Annotated in this window: 21 protein-coding genes; 8 read left to right on the forward strand and 13 right to left on the reverse strand. The window is 32.7% G+C overall.

The features are described from left to right. Positions 1 to 10 precede the first annotated feature (10 nt). From serA to B8963_RS14920, 4 genes are all read right to left on the reverse strand, one after another. Complete coding sequence (gene serA / locus B8963_RS14905) at positions 11 to 1,903, reverse strand: phosphoglycerate dehydrogenase (protein WP_084063006.1); 1,893 nt, start codon at positions 1,901 to 1,903, stop codon at positions 11 to 13. 145 nt (positions 1,904 to 2,048) lie between these two features. Then, positions 2,049 to 2,750: a DUF3307 domain-containing protein gene (locus B8963_RS14910; RefSeq protein WP_084063007.1), complete on the reverse strand. Its 702-nt coding sequence runs from the start codon at positions 2,748 to 2,750 to the stop codon at positions 2,049 to 2,051. A gap of 3 nt (positions 2,751 to 2,753) precedes the next feature. Next, a complete protein-coding gene (locus B8963_RS14915; RefSeq protein ID WP_084063008.1) occupies positions 2,754 to 3,356 on the reverse strand; it encodes a sigma factor-like helix-turn-helix DNA-binding protein in 603 nt (200 codons plus the stop codon). Positions 3,357 to 3,435: 79 nt separating this feature from the next. Continuing rightward, on the reverse strand, positions 3,436 to 3,888 hold the full coding sequence (locus B8963_RS14920; RefSeq protein WP_084063009.1) for a methyltransferase family protein: 453 nt from the start codon (positions 3,886 to 3,888) through the stop codon (positions 3,436 to 3,438). 58 nt (positions 3,889 to 3,946) lie between these two features. On the opposite strand from B8963_RS14920, the gene B8963_RS14925 reads away from it, so the two are divergent. The 5 genes from B8963_RS14925 to B8963_RS14945 all read left to right on the forward strand — a co-directional run bounded on the left by B8963_RS14925 (position 3,947) and on the right by B8963_RS14945 (position 10,267). Then, on the forward strand, positions 3,947 to 4,528 hold the full coding sequence (locus tag B8963_RS14925; protein WP_084063010.1) for a non-canonical purine NTP diphosphatase: 582 nt from the start codon (positions 3,947 to 3,949) through the stop codon (positions 4,526 to 4,528). Positions 4,529 to 4,738: 210 nt separating this feature from the next. Continuing rightward, positions 4,739 to 6,643 (forward strand): DEAD/DEAH box helicase, encoded by a 1,905-nt coding sequence (locus B8963_RS14930; protein ID WP_084063011.1) that lies wholly within the window; start codon positions 4,739 to 4,741, stop codon positions 6,641 to 6,643. Between the two features lie 168 nt (positions 6,644 to 6,811). Then, a complete protein-coding gene (locus B8963_RS14935; RefSeq protein ID WP_084063114.1) occupies positions 6,812 to 7,603 on the forward strand; it encodes a carboxypeptidase-like regulatory domain-containing protein in 792 nt (263 codons plus the stop codon). Positions 7,604 to 7,673: 70 nt separating this feature from the next. Continuing rightward, a complete protein-coding gene (locus B8963_RS14940; protein WP_084063012.1) occupies positions 7,674 to 9,362 on the forward strand; it encodes an alpha-amylase family glycosyl hydrolase in 1,689 nt (562 codons plus the stop codon). A gap of 80 nt (positions 9,363 to 9,442) precedes the next feature. Further along, complete coding sequence (locus tag B8963_RS14945; protein WP_084063013.1) at positions 9,443 to 10,267, forward strand: metallophosphoesterase; 825 nt, start codon at positions 9,443 to 9,445, stop codon at positions 10,265 to 10,267. Here B8963_RS14945 and B8963_RS14950 read toward each other — a convergent pair whose 3' ends face one another. The 3 genes from B8963_RS14950 to B8963_RS14960 are packed head-to-tail and all read right to left on the reverse strand — an operon-like array spanning position 10,268 to position 11,872. Beyond that, positions 10,268 to 10,633, reverse strand: coding sequence for a VOC family protein (locus B8963_RS14950; protein WP_084063014.1), 366 nt, complete (start codon positions 10,631 to 10,633; stop codon positions 10,268 to 10,270). A gap of 14 nt (positions 10,634 to 10,647) precedes the next feature. Beyond that, positions 10,648 to 11,175, reverse strand: coding sequence for an SRPBCC family protein (locus tag B8963_RS14955; RefSeq protein ID WP_084063015.1), 528 nt, complete (start codon positions 11,173 to 11,175; stop codon positions 10,648 to 10,650). 43 nt (positions 11,176 to 11,218) lie between these two features. Beyond that, positions 11,219 to 11,872, reverse strand: coding sequence for a TrmH family RNA methyltransferase (locus B8963_RS14960; protein ID WP_084063115.1), 654 nt, complete (start codon positions 11,870 to 11,872; stop codon positions 11,219 to 11,221). A gap of 61 nt (positions 11,873 to 11,933) precedes the next feature. Between B8963_RS14960 and B8963_RS14965 the strand changes: the two genes are divergently transcribed. The 3 genes from B8963_RS14965 to purB all read left to right on the forward strand — a co-directional run bounded on the left by B8963_RS14965 (position 11,934) and on the right by purB (position 14,638). Then, positions 11,934 to 12,629: an SIR2 family NAD-dependent protein deacylase gene (locus tag B8963_RS14965; RefSeq protein ID WP_084063016.1), complete on the forward strand. Its 696-nt coding sequence runs from the start codon at positions 11,934 to 11,936 to the stop codon at positions 12,627 to 12,629. Positions 12,630 to 12,636: 7 nt separating this feature from the next. Further along, positions 12,637 to 13,197, forward strand: a complete 561-nt coding sequence (locus B8963_RS14970) for an adenylosuccinate lyase (RefSeq protein WP_084063017.1) — start codon at positions 12,637 to 12,639, stop codon at positions 13,195 to 13,197. A gap of 97 nt (positions 13,198 to 13,294) precedes the next feature. Continuing rightward, the gene (purB, locus tag B8963_RS14975) at positions 13,295 to 14,638 is read left to right on the forward strand and encodes an adenylosuccinate lyase (protein ID WP_084063018.1); all 1,344 of its coding nucleotides are present in this window, start codon (positions 13,295 to 13,297) and stop codon (positions 14,636 to 14,638) included. Positions 14,639 to 14,705: 67 nt separating this feature from the next. On the opposite strand, the gene B8963_RS14980 is transcribed toward purB, so the two are convergent. The 6 genes from B8963_RS14980 to B8963_RS15005 all read right to left on the reverse strand — a co-directional run bounded on the left by B8963_RS14980 (position 14,706) and on the right by B8963_RS15005 (position 18,340). Next, a complete protein-coding gene (locus tag B8963_RS14980) occupies positions 14,706 to 15,515 on the reverse strand; it encodes a mechanosensitive ion channel family protein (RefSeq protein ID WP_084063019.1) in 810 nt (269 codons plus the stop codon). A gap of 155 nt (positions 15,516 to 15,670) precedes the next feature. Beyond that, positions 15,671 to 16,210, reverse strand: coding sequence for a DUF4252 domain-containing protein (locus tag B8963_RS14985; RefSeq protein ID WP_084063020.1), 540 nt, complete (start codon positions 16,208 to 16,210; stop codon positions 15,671 to 15,673). A 60-nt stretch (positions 16,211 to 16,270) separates the two neighbouring features. Beyond that, the gene (locus B8963_RS14990) at positions 16,271 to 16,816 is read right to left on the reverse strand and encodes a DUF4252 domain-containing protein (RefSeq protein WP_084063021.1); all 546 of its coding nucleotides are present in this window, start codon (positions 16,814 to 16,816) and stop codon (positions 16,271 to 16,273) included. Between the two features lie 32 nt (positions 16,817 to 16,848). Further along, the gene (locus tag B8963_RS14995; protein WP_084063022.1) at positions 16,849 to 17,412 is read right to left on the reverse strand and encodes a DUF4252 domain-containing protein; all 564 of its coding nucleotides are present in this window, start codon (positions 17,410 to 17,412) and stop codon (positions 16,849 to 16,851) included. A gap of 6 nt (positions 17,413 to 17,418) precedes the next feature. After that, positions 17,419 to 17,841 carry a hypothetical protein gene (locus B8963_RS15000; protein ID WP_084063023.1) on the reverse strand — a complete coding sequence of 141 codons (423 nt, stop codon included), beginning with the start codon at positions 17,839 to 17,841 and terminating at the stop codon, positions 17,419 to 17,421. After that, complete coding sequence (locus B8963_RS15005) at positions 17,828 to 18,340, reverse strand: RNA polymerase sigma factor (protein ID WP_084063024.1); 513 nt, start codon at positions 18,338 to 18,340, stop codon at positions 17,828 to 17,830. The genes B8963_RS15000 and B8963_RS15005 overlap by 14 nt, the downstream gene beginning before the upstream one ends. Positions 18,341 to 18,493 lie beyond the last annotated feature (153 nt).

Genomic DNA, 18,493 nt, shown 5'->3' on the forward strand with positions numbered 1-18,493 from the left:
AAAACACTAGTTAATATAAAACTCTAAATTTTATAGTGTTTTCTATTTTCTTAAGTTCTTTTATTACGTCTTTATTATATTCTTTATCCACATCAGAAATTACATATCCCACTTCATTATCTGTAGATAAATATTGGCCAGTAATGTTCAATTCATACTCGGCTAAAACTTTATTTACTTTGGCCATTATACCAGGAACATTTTTATGAATATGTAAAAAACGGTGCGATTTATTTTGCTTAGGCAAACGAATATTAGGGAAATTAACAGCATCTACTGTATTACCTGAATTCATATAATCCATAATCTTATTAGGTACAAATTCTGCAATATTTGCTTGCGCCTCCTCTGTACTACCACCAACATGCGGGGTTAAAATTACGTTTTCTAAACCTCTTAATTCCGTCTCAAAAACACCATTTCCTCTTGGTTCTTCTGGAAAAACATCTATTGCAGCACCTGCTAATTTACCTGATTTAAGAGCTGCTGCTAATGCTGGAATATCAACCACAAATCCACGAGCCAAGTTTATTAAAATAGCTCCAGATTTCATCTGTTTAATTTCGCGTTCGCCAATAAAGTTTAGGTTTGCTTTATTGTCATCAATATGCAAGGTAACCACATCAGAAATATTTAATAAATCTTCAAGAGTATTGCATTTTATTGCATTACCTAAAGCTAATTGATCATTAACATCATAATAGTACACACGCATACCTAAGGCTTCGGCCAATACAGATAATTGCTTACCTATATTACCGTAACCTACAATACCAAGATTTTTACCACGTACTTCTCTTGAATTTGCGGCGGTCTTATTCCATTGTCCTTGGTGTATTTCGGTACTACGAGTGAATACACTACGCATTAACATGATAATTTCACCAATAGCAAGCTCAACAACCGAACGTGTATTACTATATGGAGCGTTGAATACAACAACTCCTTTGTTTTTACAAGCATCGAGATCTATTTGAGTAGTTCCAATACAAAAAGCTCCAACGACCATAAGCTTGTTCGCTGCTTCCAATACTTTTTCTGTTACTTGTGTCTTAGATCGGATTCCAAGTACATGAACTCCTTTAATTTTTTCAATTAATTCCTCCTCAGACAAACTGGTTTTAATTGTTTCAACTGTGAAACCAGCTTCTGTTAATGTGCTGAAAGCATCAGGATGTACATTTTCTAATAACAACATCTTTATCCTGTTTTTAGGATAAGAGATTTTTCTAGGTAAATCGTTCACAAATAAAAATTCATCAAGGTTAGGTGTAATATGATCTGCATTTTTTGCAGCTTTCTCACGGTGTACATTTTCGGTATAAGCAAAAAATTTATCTGCAATACCAGCTTCTCTCATAACATAATCGCTATAACCGTCGCCAATAACTTGCACCTCACCGTCAAGGTTCATGTTTTTTAAACAATCAATTTTACCATTATGCATGGCTAAAACATTGGTTTCATCGAAACCTATAATCTTTCCCTCTTCGTCGAACTTAAATGTATTAGCATACACTCGGTGCGAAGGAATATTGTATTCTTTAACTATTGGATCTATAAACTCTTTAAATCCGCATGAAATTACGTAAATATCTTCTGCGTAATCTTGAAAAAATTCTTTGTTTGCTTCAATGGATTTGGAGATTTTAGTCTTTAGTTCATTAACTAAAGGTTCTAAATCATTTTTATGCGCATTTAATAGTTTAATTCTTCGCTCTAATGATTCTGTAAATGAAATATCTCCATCTATACCTAAGTTGGTAATTGCCTGAATTTCTTTAATTATTTGATCTTTGTCTGATCTACCATTTAAGGTTAATTCGGCTAAAACATCTAGAGCTTCTACTCGCGTTAAAGTACTATCAAAATCAAAGACATACTTTCTACCCGTTGCAATCATTATATTTACAATTTAAGCATCAAAAGTAAAAATTAATTCGCTCGAATTAAGTGATTTTCAACTAAAACTAATTCTGAATTAGTATTTCTAACATTTTGATATGGAATTGTTTTTATAAACACCTTTAAATTATCAAAATGATAATTTAAAGGTAGGTATTACAAAATATTCCGGTGAGTATAGCCAAACCAAAACTAAGCAACGTGCCAATTAAAATATATTCTGTTAACTCCCTGCTATTACTTTCCTTAAGATCATTAAATCTAAATACAGATTTTGCCGCAATTAGAAAACCTATAACTTCCCAATGGCCTAAAATGATAAATGTTAAGACAAAAAAACGCTCAATAATTCCAATATACATTCCTGCATTTGGTAACGATTCGTGATCAATTTCAATATGTTTAGACATGCCCTCTAACATTTTACTTATGATTATTGCTGAAGGAAAACTTACAAATACAAAAGCAGTTACTAAGGTTAGATCTATTTGCTGTACTATTTCCGTTGTATGAAGAAACAAATCTCCATAATACGCACAAGTGTATAATACAATTAGGTGTAATACTTGATCTACAAAAAATGGAATTCTAGAGTTTTTTATTCTAGGTGCCACATATAATTTTAGTGCATCAATACTAAAATGAGATACCATAATTAGCAAGGCCATTTTCCAATAACTCCAATCCCAAAATAACAACATGGTTATTACAAAATGAATTATTACATGAAAATATAAGTATTTAGATTTGAGTTTATACAGCTCCTTATCCACTACCCACTTGTTGGATTGTAAAATAAAATCTCCTATTAAGTGTGCTAAAAAAAGTTTTATAAATATTAACATCCCTTATTTATTAATTGTTGCTTTATAATAAGTTAGTACTTGCTGAACCAAATCTAATCTTGCTCTTTTTTGTCGTTGACTTACGGCGGATTGTTGTATGCCTAGTTGATCTGCGATTTCTTGTTGCGGCATATCTGGATGCGCTAAAGATATGGCTATAATTTCCGCAGACACAGGACTCCAATCATCCATAAAATCTAGCGCCAATTTTAATATTAAATTCAATGTAGTATCAAATTTTGCACTACTACTTGCCAAGGCTAAATTTAATTTTTGATCTTTTAATTTTTCAAAGATCCGACCTGAAAACTGATAGGCAGTACCATTAGATTCACTTACACTAGCGCCTACAAAATCTTCCTCTCCAAGCCCAATCCCCATTCGAACATCTAAACCCTTTATGGTTTTAATTTTGGCTTTTATAGCAATAGCAACTTCTAAAGCATCAACAGCCGCAACTTTAATTTGAAATTCATCACCTCTATAAATCTCCCAAACTTGAGGCGTACTGCCCAGTTGTGAAAAATATTCCTTTAAAATAGACATCCAATCCGACACATTATAGTGTTCAGAATTAATGATATCTCCTGTTAGTATCGCGATCATATTTATAAGCTAAAAAGCTAATATATTAAAATATAAGCTAATATGCTAATAATTGATAAAATAAGTTAATATGCTAATACTAAAACCAACGTCTAACTTTAATTTTATACGCTAAAAACTCGTTTCCAAAAATTTTCTCCAAGGCCTCTTCTTCTGGTTTTATTTGAAACGTATTCATGTACGAAACAAACGCGGCTGCCAAAAGGGTATTAAATGCATTACTTAAAAACAAACCCCACGTAAGCAATAGCAATAACAAACTTAAATACATAGGATTACGAGTTATACTGTATATTCCACTACTCACCAACTTAGTAGCACTATCTGGCGCCAAGGGATTTACACTTGTTTTTTTATTAAAAAATTGTACTAAAGACCATAAGCCTAATAACGCTCCCAATCCCAACAAAACATACATTAAATAAATTCTGCCTGTAAAACTAAAGTCACCAAAAGGTAGAAATTTAGCCAAAATAAACATTAGTAAACCTATGATTAGTGTTACGACAACTGGTGGAATTTTTAAACGCATACTTATTTAGTTAAGACTATTTAAAATACTATTTTTGATGTTAAACATATAAAATTCAATGGAAATTGTATTTGCCACAAACAACCAAAATAAAGTTTACGAAGTTCAACTTTTACTTCCTAAAAATATCAAAATTCTTTCATTAAAAGATATTGGTTGTACTGTAGATATTCCAGAAACGGCTAATACTCTAGAAGGCAATGCTATATTAAAAGCTAATTATGTAACAGAGCACTACGGTTTTGATTGTTTTGCCGATGACACAGGATTACTAGTGGATAGTCTAAATGGCGAACCAGGTGTTTTATCTGCAAGATATGCTGGAGATCATAAAAACTCGGAAGATAATATTTCTAAACTACTGCAAGAGCTTAGCACAAAATCTAATCGCAAGGCACATTTTGAAACCTGTATTGCTTTAAATATAGACCATCGTCAACTGTTATTTACAGGAATTGCAGAAGGTGAAATTACGCTGGAAAAACATGGTGACAATGGTTTTGGATACGATCCAGTTTTTAAACCTAAAGGCTATCAAAAAACATTTGCGGAATTACCCATTAAAACCAAAAACAAGATAAGTCATCGCGGAAAAGCGATGCAAAAACTTATTAATTATTTCAAAACCTTACAGAGATAATCAATATTTTAATTTCAACATATTGATTATCAGTTTATTAATTAACTTTCAAGGAATTCAAAATTAAAATTCTTAATCTAACGAAATAGCAGTACCTTTGCGCCTTTAAATAATGCCGCTGGTATAGCATGTGTTGCGCTGAGTCTAAACAGGTTATGGGAAATAATCGCTCTATGCAACATACATATTTGCGATTAACAATACATAATTATGACAAAATTTGAAGCGTTAGGCCTTAAACAGTCTATTCTAAACGCTATTACTGACATGGGTTTTGAAACCCCTTCAGACGTACAAGAACAAGCAATTCCTATTCTTTTAGAAAGTGATACAGATTTAGTTGCTCTTGCACAAACAGGAACAGGTAAAACAGCAGCTTTTGGATTTCCATTAATTCAAAAAATAGATGCCGAAAGCAGAACAACTCAAGGTTTAATTCTTTCGCCAACACGTGAACTTTGTTTGCAAATTACCAATGAAATGCAAGCCTATTCCAAATATGAAAGGAATATTAATGTAGTTGCAATTTATGGTGGTGCAAGTATCACAGAACAAGCAAGACAAATAAAACGTGGTGCGCAAATTATTGTTGCTACCCCAGGTCGTATGAAAGATATGATGAGTCGTGGTTTAGTAGATATTACTAAAATCGACTATTGTGTTTTAGATGAAGCAGATGAAATGCTTAATATGGGATTCTTTGAGGATATCAAAGAAATTTTATCCGATACACCAAAAGAAAAGAACACTTGGTTATTTTCTGCTACAATGCCTAAAGAGGTAGCACTTATTGCTAAGAAATTCATGAAAAATCCACAAGAAATTACTGTGGGTGCAAAAAATTCAGGAGCAACAACGGTGCAACATGAATATTATGTTGTCAGTGGTAGAGACAGATATCCTGCTTTAAAGAGATTAGCAGATACCAATCCAGATATTTTCTCAGTAATTTTCTGTAGAACTAAAAGAGATACGCAAAAAGTAGCGGAAAGCTTAATTGAAGATGGATACAATGCCGGTGCATTACATGGCGATTTAAGCCAAAATCAAAGAGATTTGGTGATGAATGCCTTTCGTAAGAAACAAATACAAATGTTAGTTGCCACTGATGTTGCTGCTCGTGGTATTGATGTTGATGATATTACTCACGTAATTAACTACCAATTACCGGACGAAATAGAAACCTATACACACCGCAGTGGTCGTACAGGAAGAGCTGGAAAGTCAGGTATCTCTATGGTTATCATCACCAGAAGTGAGCTTAGAAAAATAAAAGCAATTGAAAACAAAATTGGTCAAAAATTCATCACCAAAAACATTCCAACAGGAATGGAAATTTGTGAAATTCAATTATACCACCTAGCAAATAAAATTAAAGACACTGAAGTTAACGCTGAAGTAGACACCTATTTACCAGCTATAAGCAAGGTATTTGAAGGTATTGACAGAGAAGAGTTAATTAAGAAAGTGGTTTCTGTAGAATTCACTAGATTCTTTAACTATTACAACAAAACAAGAGACTTGGCTTCTGGTGGATCTGATCGTGAAGATAGAGGCTCAAGAAGTGAACGAAGTAATAATAGTGGAGAAATCCCAACAGATGGTTCGGTTCGTTACTTTATAAACGTTGGTGAAAAAGATGATTACGATTGGATGTCTTTAAAAGACTTCCTTAGAGATACATTACAAGTAGGTCAGGATGATATCTACAAAGTAGATGTGAAAGAAAGTTTTTCATTCTTTAATACAGATGCAGCAATTACACCTAAAATTTTAGAAACCTTTAAAGATTTTAAAGTAGAAGGCAGATTTGTAAATGTTGAAATCTCCAGTAATCCTGGAGGCGGCGGAGGTCGTGGAGGAAGAGACAGAAACCGCGGTGGCGGTGGAGGTGGCAGAGACAGAAACCGTGGTGGCGGTGGAGGCGACTTCAAAAAAAGAAGAGACAGATCTTCATCAGGAAAAGGTGATAGCTATGGTTCTTCAGAAGGTGGATCTAAAAGAAGATCTAGCTCTGGTAGCTCAAGCACAAAATCTGGTTCTAGATCAGGATCAAGAAGTGGAAATAGAGAAAGTAGCGGTAGCAAAGGAAAACGCAGAAGTGGTTTCTTTTAAATTGCTAAATAGTTAAAATCATATTAAAAAATACGCTTCGGCGTATTTTTTTGGTTTGTTTAGTATTTTAGAGCTTAATTTGCTTAAATTATTAGAAAATAAGTGAACTATTTACACCATGCTTGTTTTTTAAAAATAGTACCTAAATCAACTTTTAAAAGTGCCCTCATGAAATATTATTTTACTTTCTTTTCTTTTCTTTTTATAAGCATATGTGGGTTTTCACAAGAAGTTGACGAAAAAGAACAGGTTGAAAAACTAGAAAAAATAAAAGCCGTTGTAATTAACGCGCAAGATGCCTCGGTATTAGAAAGTGTTCATATTATAAATTTAAATAGAGTTGTTGGGACAATTACAAACGAGAAAGGTGAATTTAGTATTTCTGCAGCGGTTAATGATACCTTATATTTTAGTTATTTAGGGTTTAAACCTCAAAAGGTTAGAGTAACTAATGACATGTTTAAATTTAAGGATACTAAAATAGCTTTAACGGAACTGGCTTACGCTTTAGAAGAGGTAATTATTACGCCATATCAATTAACAGGCTACTTAGAAATAGATGTTAAAAATCTTCCAATCAACGATTCGTATCAATACAGTATTTCAGGTTTAAATACAGGTTACGAAGCAGGTAAAAAAAATCCAAGTGCTGTTACCAAAGTGCTAGGTGCAATTTTGAATCCAGCAGATTTACTACGTAACCTATTCGGAAAAAAGCCTAATCAGATGAAAAAACTTAGGCAAATAAAAGAAGATGATGCTATTAAAGATTTACTTGCCTCTAAATTTGATAGAGAAATTTTAACAGAATTACTGCAAATAGAAAAAGTAGACATTGAAGATATCTTAAACAATTGTAATTACTCCAGATCCTTTATTCTAACAGCAAATGATTTGCAAATTTTAGATGCTATTAGTGGTTGTTACGAAGATTACAAGGTGTTAAACAGAAAAAAATAATACGCTATTTTAGACTATTAATTTTCTAAATCCATTATCATTTTATAGCTTTAAAAAAAATAAAATGATGATGAAAAAAACACACTATTTTCTTTTAGTATTTGTCATAATACTTTCATGTAAACAACAAAAAGATACTACCAAGAGTGCTATCGTCATCAATTCAGAATCTACAGAAAAAATAAACAATACTCCTTTTGTTTGGGAAGGCGCAAATATTTATTTTTTACTTACAGACCGTTTTAATAATGGAGATACCACCAATGATTTAAATTTTGAACGAACCAAAGAAACTGGTGTTTTGCGAGGTTTCATGGGCGGCGACATTAAAGGGATCACCGTTAAAATTGAAGAAGGTTATTTTACCGATCTAGGGATAAATGCCATTTGGTTCACCCCTGTTGTGGAACAAATTCATGGTTCAACTAATGAAGGTACCGGAAACACCTATGGCTATCATGGATATTGGACTAAAGATTGGACCGCTTTGGACCCCAATTTTGGCAGTAAACAAGATTTATCCGAACTAGTTAAAACTGCACATAAAAACGGGATTAGAATTTTGATGGACGTTGTTTTAAACCACACTGGTCCGGTTACAGATATAGATCCTGTTTGGCCAGAAGATTGGGTAAGAACTGGACCTGCCTGTACGTATACAAATTACGAAACCACAACCGCTTGCACTCTTGTTGCCAATTTACCTGATATTACAACTGAAAATAATATAGAAGTTGAATTGCCTGATGCATTATTAGCCAAATGGAAATCGGAAGGTAGATTAAGTGCTGAGTTAGATGAATTGGAGTTGTTTTTTAATAGAACTGGATGTGCAAGAACTTCAAAATCATATATTATAAAATGGCTTACAGATTATATTAATGATTATGGTATTGACGGATTTAGAGTAGACACCGTAAAGCATGTCGATGAAAATGCTTGGGATGAACTGTATAAGCAAGCTTCCATTGCATTTGAAAATTGGAAAAGAAAAAATCCTGATGCTGTTTTAGACGACAATCCTTTTTATATGGTTGGTGAAGTTTATAATTATAATATTTCTAGTGGTCGAGATTATGATTTCGGTGATAAAAAGGTTGATTATTATGCACATGGTTTTAAAAGCTTAATCAATTTTGAATTAAAACAGGATGCCGAAAAAGATTATGAATCCATCTTTAAAAAATACAATAATCTTTTGCAATCCAAACTAAAAGGCAAAAGCGTTTTAAACTACCTAACATCGCATGATGATGGTAACCCGTTTGACAAAGAACGAAAAAGACCTTATTATGCAGCTAACGTGCTATTATTAACCCCAGGTGCATCGCAGGTGTATTATGGAGATGAATCTTCAAGAAATTTAATAATTGAAGGCACTGAAGGCGATGCTACTTTACGATCCTTTATGAATTGGAATGAGATTGACAGTTTACCTGAAACCAAAAAAATACTTAAGCATTGGCAAAAATTAGGTCTATTTAGAGCTAATCATCCAGCTATTGGCGCAGGAAGACATCAAATGCTATCTAAATCTCCCTACGTGTTCGAAAGAACTTTTGAGAAAAATGATTTTAAAGACAAGGTTGTCGTGGCCTTAAATTTACCAAAGGGCAAAAAATCGCTTTCTGTTAAAGGCTTTTTCGGTGATGGCACCAAACTTTATGACACTTATTCAGAAACTAATGTAGAGGTAAAAAATGGTAAGATAATTTTAGATAATGAATTTGATATAGCACTAATTGAACTTGTGCAATAAAACTAAAGTTAAATCTTCCCTAAAGGTCTTAAATCTTATTAAAAATACCAGATCATTGCCTTAAATTTGACCTTGTTTTTATGAAAATTAATAGAAGGTTATTTATTAAGAGGCTATTTATATTATCTACCACACTAGTTATATTAGTGTATTTAGACAGCTATTGGTTTGAAAAATATATTATTGATTGGAACGAGTTCGATTTATCAAATTCTAGTAAAAATAAAGTCAAAATAATTCAACTTTCAGACCTTCATTTAAAGGATATTAAATATTTTCACCACACCATTGCTGAAAGAATTAACAAAGAAAAACCTGATTTCATAGCCTTTTCTGGCGATACTATCTCTCGAAGAAATACGTATCCTATTCTAATAGAATTTTTAGATTTAATTGATAAGCATATACCTAAATATGTAATTCTAGGCAACAAAGAATATGACGCAAAAGCTACCGTTGACGACTTAAATACAATATTTTCTGACTACAACGGCAAGGTACTTAAAAATGAAAATCATGTATTCTCAAAAGGTAATAGAGCCATTAACATTGTTGGCCTTGATGACTTTTTACATGGAAAACCTGATTTTGAAAAAGCTATTGGCAAAATTGATAAATCCTTAGAAACTATTGTATTAAATCATTGCCCTGGTTATACAGATATAATTGATAAACTAAACCTAAAACAACAATTAAACATTCCTATGGTTTTATCTGGACATACACATGGGGGTCAAATAACATTTTTTGGACTAAAAATCTATACACCTGGTGGCAGTGGAAACTATTTAAAAGGATGGTATCAATTAGATACCATAAAAATGTATGTTTCTAAAGGAATTGGAACTACTGTACTCCCATTACGCTTTTTTGCAAGAGCAGAAGTTGCAATATTCTATATCTAATTATTGCTGTGAATGCAAAGCTATTCTATTGCCTTCCGAATCTATAAACAATGCCATAAAACCATGTCCGCCGCCAATCTCTTTTTTCTCTTGCAAAATTTTTCCTCCTGATGCCGTAACCCTACTCAATTCTTCAGAAAGATCCTTGCATGAAAAGTACAACAATGGTCCTTTTGTAGTACTGGGAATATATTGCTCGTGTTGTACTAAAGAACCTGGAGCAACAGCTTTTTCAGGATCATACGGAAACCAACCCATTTTAAATTCACCCAAATCATTTAGAGCAATGGATACATTAAATACTTTTTCGTAAAACTTAGCAGCTCTCGCCATATCAGCAACAGGAATTTCAAACCATCCAACCATACGTATCTTATTTATTATTTTTCTACAAGTGTTTTTAATGATGCTAAGCCTTCTTCAAAATCTTTTCCTACCATTTTGTCCATACTCATAAAAATGGAAAATATAGACATAGGAAATTTATTATTACCTGAAAAACCCCATGTAACATTGGTTTTGTTTTCATCAACAGTCTCCGTGATTACATAACAATTGGAGGTAGATTTAAAAGGCTTTAAGAATCGGAGTTCCCCTTCTGCCCTTTCCCCATCCACAATTTTGGTAATTTCTTGTTCGCCTTCGCCAACCTCTTTATTACCGTTCCAATAGCTTACAGCACCAACTTCCCCATCAACACCAGTAAATTTTCGATTCATATCAGGATCTTTTTTAGCCCAAGGAGACCACTCCTCCTGCTTTTTTAAATACTTAACATATTCAAAAACTAATGCTTTAGGTGCATTAACTTCTATAGTTCTAGAAACATTGTACGTTTTTGGTGCTATTAAGGCTAAAATTAAAATAAAAAATAGGAGTCCTGCTAAAATATAAAGTACGATATACATAATACATTTGGTATTGGTTGTATTTAAATATACTAAAAAAAAATTACTTCTCTTTGTAATATCTAGCTAAAACATCATCAATACTTCTGATCGATTTTTTTGTCCAATCTAGTTGCTTCATTAATTTTTCTTCACTAGTTAGTTGCCAGTTATTAGCATCTTCTTTGAGTTTTTTAGTTAAGGCTTGTAAAATAATTGCCGCTGAAACCGATATATTTAAACTTTCTGTAAAACCTACCATCGGAATTTTTAAAAATCCGTCTGCTTTATCCAGTACCTCCTTACTCAAACCACCTTTTTCTGTTCCAAAAAATAGTGCTGTTTTCCCCTCTATTTCAAAATCATTTAATAAGCAAGAATCATTATGCGGAGTTGTTGCTATTATTTTATAGCCTTGATCTTTTAATTGATGTATGCAATCGCTGGTGGTTTGATATCTAAAAACATCTACCCATTTTTGTGAGCCCATTGCAATTTGTGCATCTAGTCGTTTGCCAAATCTACTCTCTATTAAATGGGCTTCTTGTATGCCAAAGACATCACAACTACGCACCACAGCACTTGTATTGTGCATTTGATATACATCTTCAATGGCAACAGTTATTCTTTTAGTACGTTCTTCTAATACGTTTTTAAAACGCTCCTTGCGTTCTTCTGTTATAAAACCCTCTAAATAATCTAAAAGTTCTAAATCAATCATAAATCGAAGATAATAAAAATTCAAAATTGTATATTTTTATACTTTAGGAATTGTTGATATGAAAAAGATAGTAGTTTTAACAGGTGCTGGAATTAGCGCAGAAAGCGGAATACAAACATTTAGAGATGCTGATGGTTTATGGGAAGGTCATGATGTTATGGAAGTTGCTTCGCCCATAGGTTTTGAAAAAAATCCTAAATTAGTTTTAGATTTTTATAATCAACGGCGCAAACAATTATTAGCCGTACAGCCTAATAGAGCACACATTGCCCTTGCGGAATTAGAAAAGCAGTTTCCTCTTGCTATTATTACACAAAATATAGATGATTTGCATGAACGGGCAGGAAGCACGAACGTTGTTCATTTACACGGTGAACTGTTAAAAGTGCGTAGCACCAAAATTTCAAGAATTGGAGCTCCGATTATTTTAGATTGGCGAAAAGATCTAAAACTAGGCGACAAATGCATAAATGGGCATCAATTAAGACCACATATAGTTTGGTTTGGTGAAGCAGTACCTTTATTTGACAAAGCCATTGAAATTACCCAAGAGGCCGATATTTTAATCATTGTTGGCACCTCTATGCAAGTGTACCCGGCGGCCAGTTTAATAAACTACGCTAAACCAAGTGCTGAAATTTATTTTATAGATCCAAAGCCAAATATTTCACAAAGAGATTTTAACAATCTCACCATTATACCAGAAACTGCAGTAAATGGAATGCCAAAACTGGTAGAATTATTAAACAAGTAAACAGACTTTGAGAAAAGAAGCCCTGTATAAATCATTAAATTACGTAAACCACTCTCGAGAAAAAAGAGCGGAAATGGCTGCTTTGGTTACGAATAATCCTAATTTAATTGCTCCTTTACTAGCAATCGCCTTTACCGTAAATGATCCAATTTCTTCAAGGGCATGTTGGGTTTTAGAATTTACAGCAAAAGAAAATTTAAGTTTTATATTTCCGTATTTAGACGAATTTACTGCTAAAATGCATACTGTTAAATTAAACCCTTCTGTTAGACCCATTGCCAAAATATGCGAATACTTAACAACATCGTATTTTTCAAAATTGCCAAATCCAACTCAAAAGGCCATAACAGATAGCCATTTAGAGAAAATAACAAGCGCCTGTTTTGATTGGCTTATTACCGATCAAAAAGTAGCGGCTCAAGCCTATTCCATGACGTGCTTATTACTTTTAGGCAAAAAATTTGACTGGATATTACCTGAATTAAAAATTATACTTGAACAAAATTATGCCAAAGGCAGTGCGGCATATAAGGCACGAGCACGATTAACCTTGGAGAAAATAAAATAGTAAAACATGGTTTGCATTAATTTTGCACATCATTTTTTAACTGCTTTTGGAATACCTATCTTTGCAGCTTCAAATTTACCAATCAACTCATAACACTATGTCATTAAATAAATTAAATGCGATTTCACCAATAGATGGTCGCTATAGAAAAAAAGTAGAAGCTTTAGCAGATTACTTTTCAGAAGAGGCACTTATAAAATATAGGGTTCTTGTTGAAATAGAATATTTCATTTCATTATGCGAAATACCTTTACCTCAACTTGCTAATTTTGACAACAGTTTATTCGATGATTTGAGAAAAATATATGAAGAATTCTCATCGGAAGATGCCATTGCCATAAAGGAGATTGAAAAAACTACAAATCATGATGTAAAAGCAGTTGAATATTTCATTAAAAAGAAGTTTGATGAATTAAAGCTTCAAGATTACAAAGAGTTTATTCATTTTGGTTTAACATCTCAAGACATAAATAATACGGCCATTCCACTTTCTTTAAAAGAAGCAATGAATGATGTTTATGTGCCTCAATATTTTGCACTTTTAGAAGAATTAGAAGCATTGGCATCTGAGTGGAAAGCTATTCCAATGTTGGCTAGAACACATGGGCAACCTGCTTCCCCTACCCGACTAGGAAAAGAAATTCAAGTATACGTAGTGCGATTAAAAGAACAATTTAATTTACTTAATGATATCCCTAGTGCAGCCAAATTTGGTGGCGCAACTGGTAATTATAACGCTCATAAAGTTGCTTACCCAACAATAAACTGGCAGGAATTTGGACAAGAATTTGTTCAAGAAAAATTGGGGTTATACCATTCATTCCCTACTACTCAAATTGAGCATTACGATCATATGGCTGCTTTATTTGATACTTTAAAAAGAATAAACACCATTATACTAGATTTAGATCGTGATTTCTGGACTTACGTATCTATGGATTATTTTAAGCAAAAAATAAAAGCTGGAGAAGTAGGTTCATCTGCTATGCCTCATAAAGTTAATCCTATTGATTTTGAAAATTCCGAAGGTAACTTAGGAATTGCAAATGCCCTTTTTGAACATTTGTCTGCAAAATTACCAGTGTCGAGATTGCAACGTGATTTAACAGACAGCACTGTTTTACGTAATATTGGTGTGCCATTTGCACATACGATGATTGCTTTTCAGTCTACTTTAAAAGGATTGGGTAAGTTGTTGCTTAACAAAGAAAAGTTTGAGCAAGACTTAGAAAATAATTGGGCGGTTGTTGCGGAAGCGATTCAGACCATTTTAAGAAGAGAAGGCTATCCAAATCCTTATGAAGCCTTAAAAGGATTAACCCGTACTAACGAAAAAATAAATCAAGCCTCAATAGCTAATTTTATTGATACTCTTGAGGTGTCGGATGCTATTAAAGCAGAATTAAAAGTTATTACTCCGAGTAATTATACTGGAATATAAATTTTAAAATGATTAAACGTAAAAAGACCGCAATTGCGGTCTTTTTTTATTGAATAAAGTAACTTATTTACTTATTAATTTGAACTTCGTGAGGATAAGGAATTTCAATTTTCGCTTTATCTAAGGCTAGTTTGGAACCTTCAACCGTAGCAAAATAAACATCCCAATAATCTTCAGGCTTGCAAAATGGGCGTACCGCTAAGTTTACAGAACTATCCGCTAATTCCATAACATTTACTGATGGTGCAGGATCTTGCAATACTTTAGGGTTTGCAACCAACATTTCTAAAAGCACCTCCTTGGCTTTCTTCATATCTTCACCATAACCAATACCTACCACTGTATCTACTCTCATTTTTCCTTCGGCCGTATAATTAATTATGTTGCCATTTGCCATTGTGCCATTGGGTACAATCGCTAATTTATTTTGAGGAGTAATTAATTTGGTCGTGAAAATTTCAATTTCTTTTACGGCTCCTAAAACCCCTTGTGCCTCAATTAGATCTCCAATTTTATAAGGCTTAAAAATCATAATCAACACGCCACCAGCAAAATTAGAAAGTGAGCCTTGCATTGCTAAACCAATAGCTAAACCTGCTGCAGCCAAAATTGCAGCAAAACTTGTTGTTTCTACTCCTAGCTTAGAAATCACCATAACGATTAAGAATATTCGTAATCCCCATGACATTAAATTCAATAAAAATCGTTTTAAGGACTCGTCATAATCGCCTTTATTCAAAACTGTTCTTGTAGCTTTGACCAATTTTTTAATAATCCAAGAACCAATGATGTAAATAACAATAGCTCCAATAATTTTAGGACCATAGTCTGTTACAAAATCAATACCTTTTTGCATCCATAAATCTGCGTTTTCCATAATAAATAGTGTTTTTAATTTAAATTGTTAATGGTGCGATAATTTAATGAAATGATTTAAAACACTCTAATTATTATGCTTTTAATTTACACTAAAAATAAAACCTCCTGTATGAGCAAGCTCATACAGGAGGTTTTATGTAGGTTGTGTAGGAATTATCCTTTAAAAAATCCCATTAATCCTTCTAATTGCTTACCATCTACATTAGATTTCTCTAACGCTTGCATGAGCTGCATTAAATTAGCAGGATTCATATCATCGCCAAGAACTCTAACCAGCATAAAACCTTTATCCTGATTGTCACCATAAATGATTACCTCATCTATAGCATCGTCTTCCCCAAGAAATTGTATGGATCCTTTGCCATAAGGCGTATTCAACTTCATTAATTCTTCATACTTGTCGTTTTTAAGAATTGCCTTTACCTTCGCTTTTTCATTGGTATACTCCGCTACATTGGTCATTGTTTTTTTAAATGCCAATACATTTAGCTTTTTTAAAGTGGAATATGCTTTTTTCTGATCTGCGGTTAAATCTACATTTTCAAGGTTTAATAAACTTGCAGGTAAATCAAACGAAATAAAATTAGGATTTTCAGCATTATCCACATAATACTCCTGTAAACTCTGTGTAGACGAACAGCCTAAAAACAAAAGGGTTACCACAAGCAGTAAACTATATTTTAATTTTTTCATTTTTATAGGTTTTAAAAAAAATTAAGCAAATGACTACGAGTCATTTGCTTTGATCTAATATTATTTAGTTTTTCCAGCGTTATTTAGCTCTTTTGGCAGGTCCATCTTATTGGTTAATGTGCCAATTTTATTCAGGTCAATATCTCCAGTTATAGACAACAAAACAGTTTCAATGTTTCTTCCTTTCACATCGTTTTTTATAGCACCTATTCCTGTAACAAACATAAGCAACTCTTCAACATGGTCTTTATTTCGACCTTCTCTAACATAAAACTTAACATTTACATCTTTATCCTTAACTCGGATTAATTCTTCAAGTTTAGACGAGCTTAAATATTTTTTTACTGTGGCACTCATTTCTACTGCGGTAGCTTTATCTTCTGTCATAAAGACTTTTAAACTTTTTAAGCCACTGGCAATTTCTAAAAACTCTTTTGCTTCTTGATCGGCATTATCCACTCCAATGGAGCTAACAAAATCGATCATACTTTTATTAACGATTACAGAAGATACTTTATCCATGTCTTCATATTTATCAAAGATAGATTGAGAAATTCCGAAAAAAGGTAATACTGCGAATACTAAAAATAGACTGATTGTTTTCATGATTGATGATTTTTAATTGATTGATTACTAATTTATTTTTTATTGGATGCCTTACCTAACTGACTGCCGCCAGGTAAATTCATTTTCTCGGTTAATGTGGCAATTTTCTTAAGATCAATATCTCCGGTTAAGGATAATAATACTGTTTCTACCTTATGACCATTTAAATCTACATCTTGTAGTTCTTTACGATCTTTTAAACCGGTGACTAGCATTAATAATTCTTTCACATGATCTGAATCTTTACCTTCTTTTACATAAAATTTTACATTAGAATCACCATCACGAACTCGCATAAGCTCTTGGTAGGTAGCAGAACTTAATTTCTTGGCCACCCACGTATCTAAATCTTTTGATATTGCTGCACTTTCGGTTGTAATCACCTTAAAGCTAGTGATAGAATTTACTAAAGAGAAAAAATCTTTAGATTCTGGATCATCACCACTAATGCTCATTTTTGCCAACATTTGAAACATTTTTGGCTGCATAGCTACATAAGTAACATCATTATTTTCGGCATATTTATCAAATATGTCTTGGCTAAAACCTAAAGTAGGAAGCACTATTAGTGCAATTAATATAAGGGACTTTTTCATTGTTTTTTATTTTAAAAATTTGTTAGTGTTTTTTTCGAATTCTCCTAAGTATGTAATTTGCTTACTGCCTTTATTAAAATTTAATGCTAATAATTCAAAAGCTTCTTGTGCTGCCGCTATTTCTTCTTGAGTATATTCATTTTCTAAGCTTTCGTTTTTAGGCTGTAAAAAATAGACTCCAAAAAGTAAAACCACGGCTGCTGCAATACTCAACCACATAGGCTTATTTCTTTTAGCTTTTATTGGCAAAGGTTTGGTGTATTCTTCTTTTCTAGTGTTTGCAAAATGAGCAAACATTGGAGTGTACTTCTCTAAATGAGGAGCTACTTCTTCATTTGCAAAGTAAGCTTTTATAGCTTTTTCTTCGGCAACCGTTGTTGTTGCTTCAAAATACTTCTCTACTAATTTATCTATGTTATCCAATTCCATAACTATGTTTTTCTAATAACTTTTCTCTTACTGTTTTTCTTGCTCTTGATAAGGCAACTCTAATCGCTGTTGGTTGCATATCTAACATTTCTGCTATTTCTTCAAAATCATATTCTTCTACATCTCGTAATTGTAAAACTAATTTTTGTTGTTCGGGCAATTCTTCCATAATTTTTTCAACCCAAGAAACACTATCATTTGCTTCAACTTGTTTTTGTAAAGACGTGCTGCTATCATCTGTATAATTACTATGTACTAATTTTAAATTTCCTGCTTGTTTAGATTTTAGTCTGTCCAAACAAAAATTCTTAGTCATTGTCATTGCAAATGCTTCCACATTATTATACTTTTCAAAAGCGCTATTCTTTGTCCATAATTTTAATAACACCTCTTGTGTAGCATCTTCAGCTTCCTCAGTAGACACCAACAATCGTTTTGCCAAGCGAAACAACTTGTCTTTAAATGGCATTACTATAGTTAAAAATTCTACCTGTTTCATTATTGGTTGGGTTGTTTATAATCCATTTTAAGTGGTTTATACAAGCAAGACGATGTACAACGAATTTTGTTACAAATAATTTTTTATTTGTTATGTTGTCCTTAAATTAGGCAGAATAAAACTAAACACACAAAACCCTCGTATATTTAGAAC

It is taken from the genome of Cellulophaga tyrosinoxydans, assembly GCF_900176415.1.
In the GTDB taxonomy this organism is placed as follows: Bacteria; Bacteroidota; Bacteroidia; order Flavobacteriales; family Flavobacteriaceae; genus Cellulophaga; species Cellulophaga tyrosinoxydans.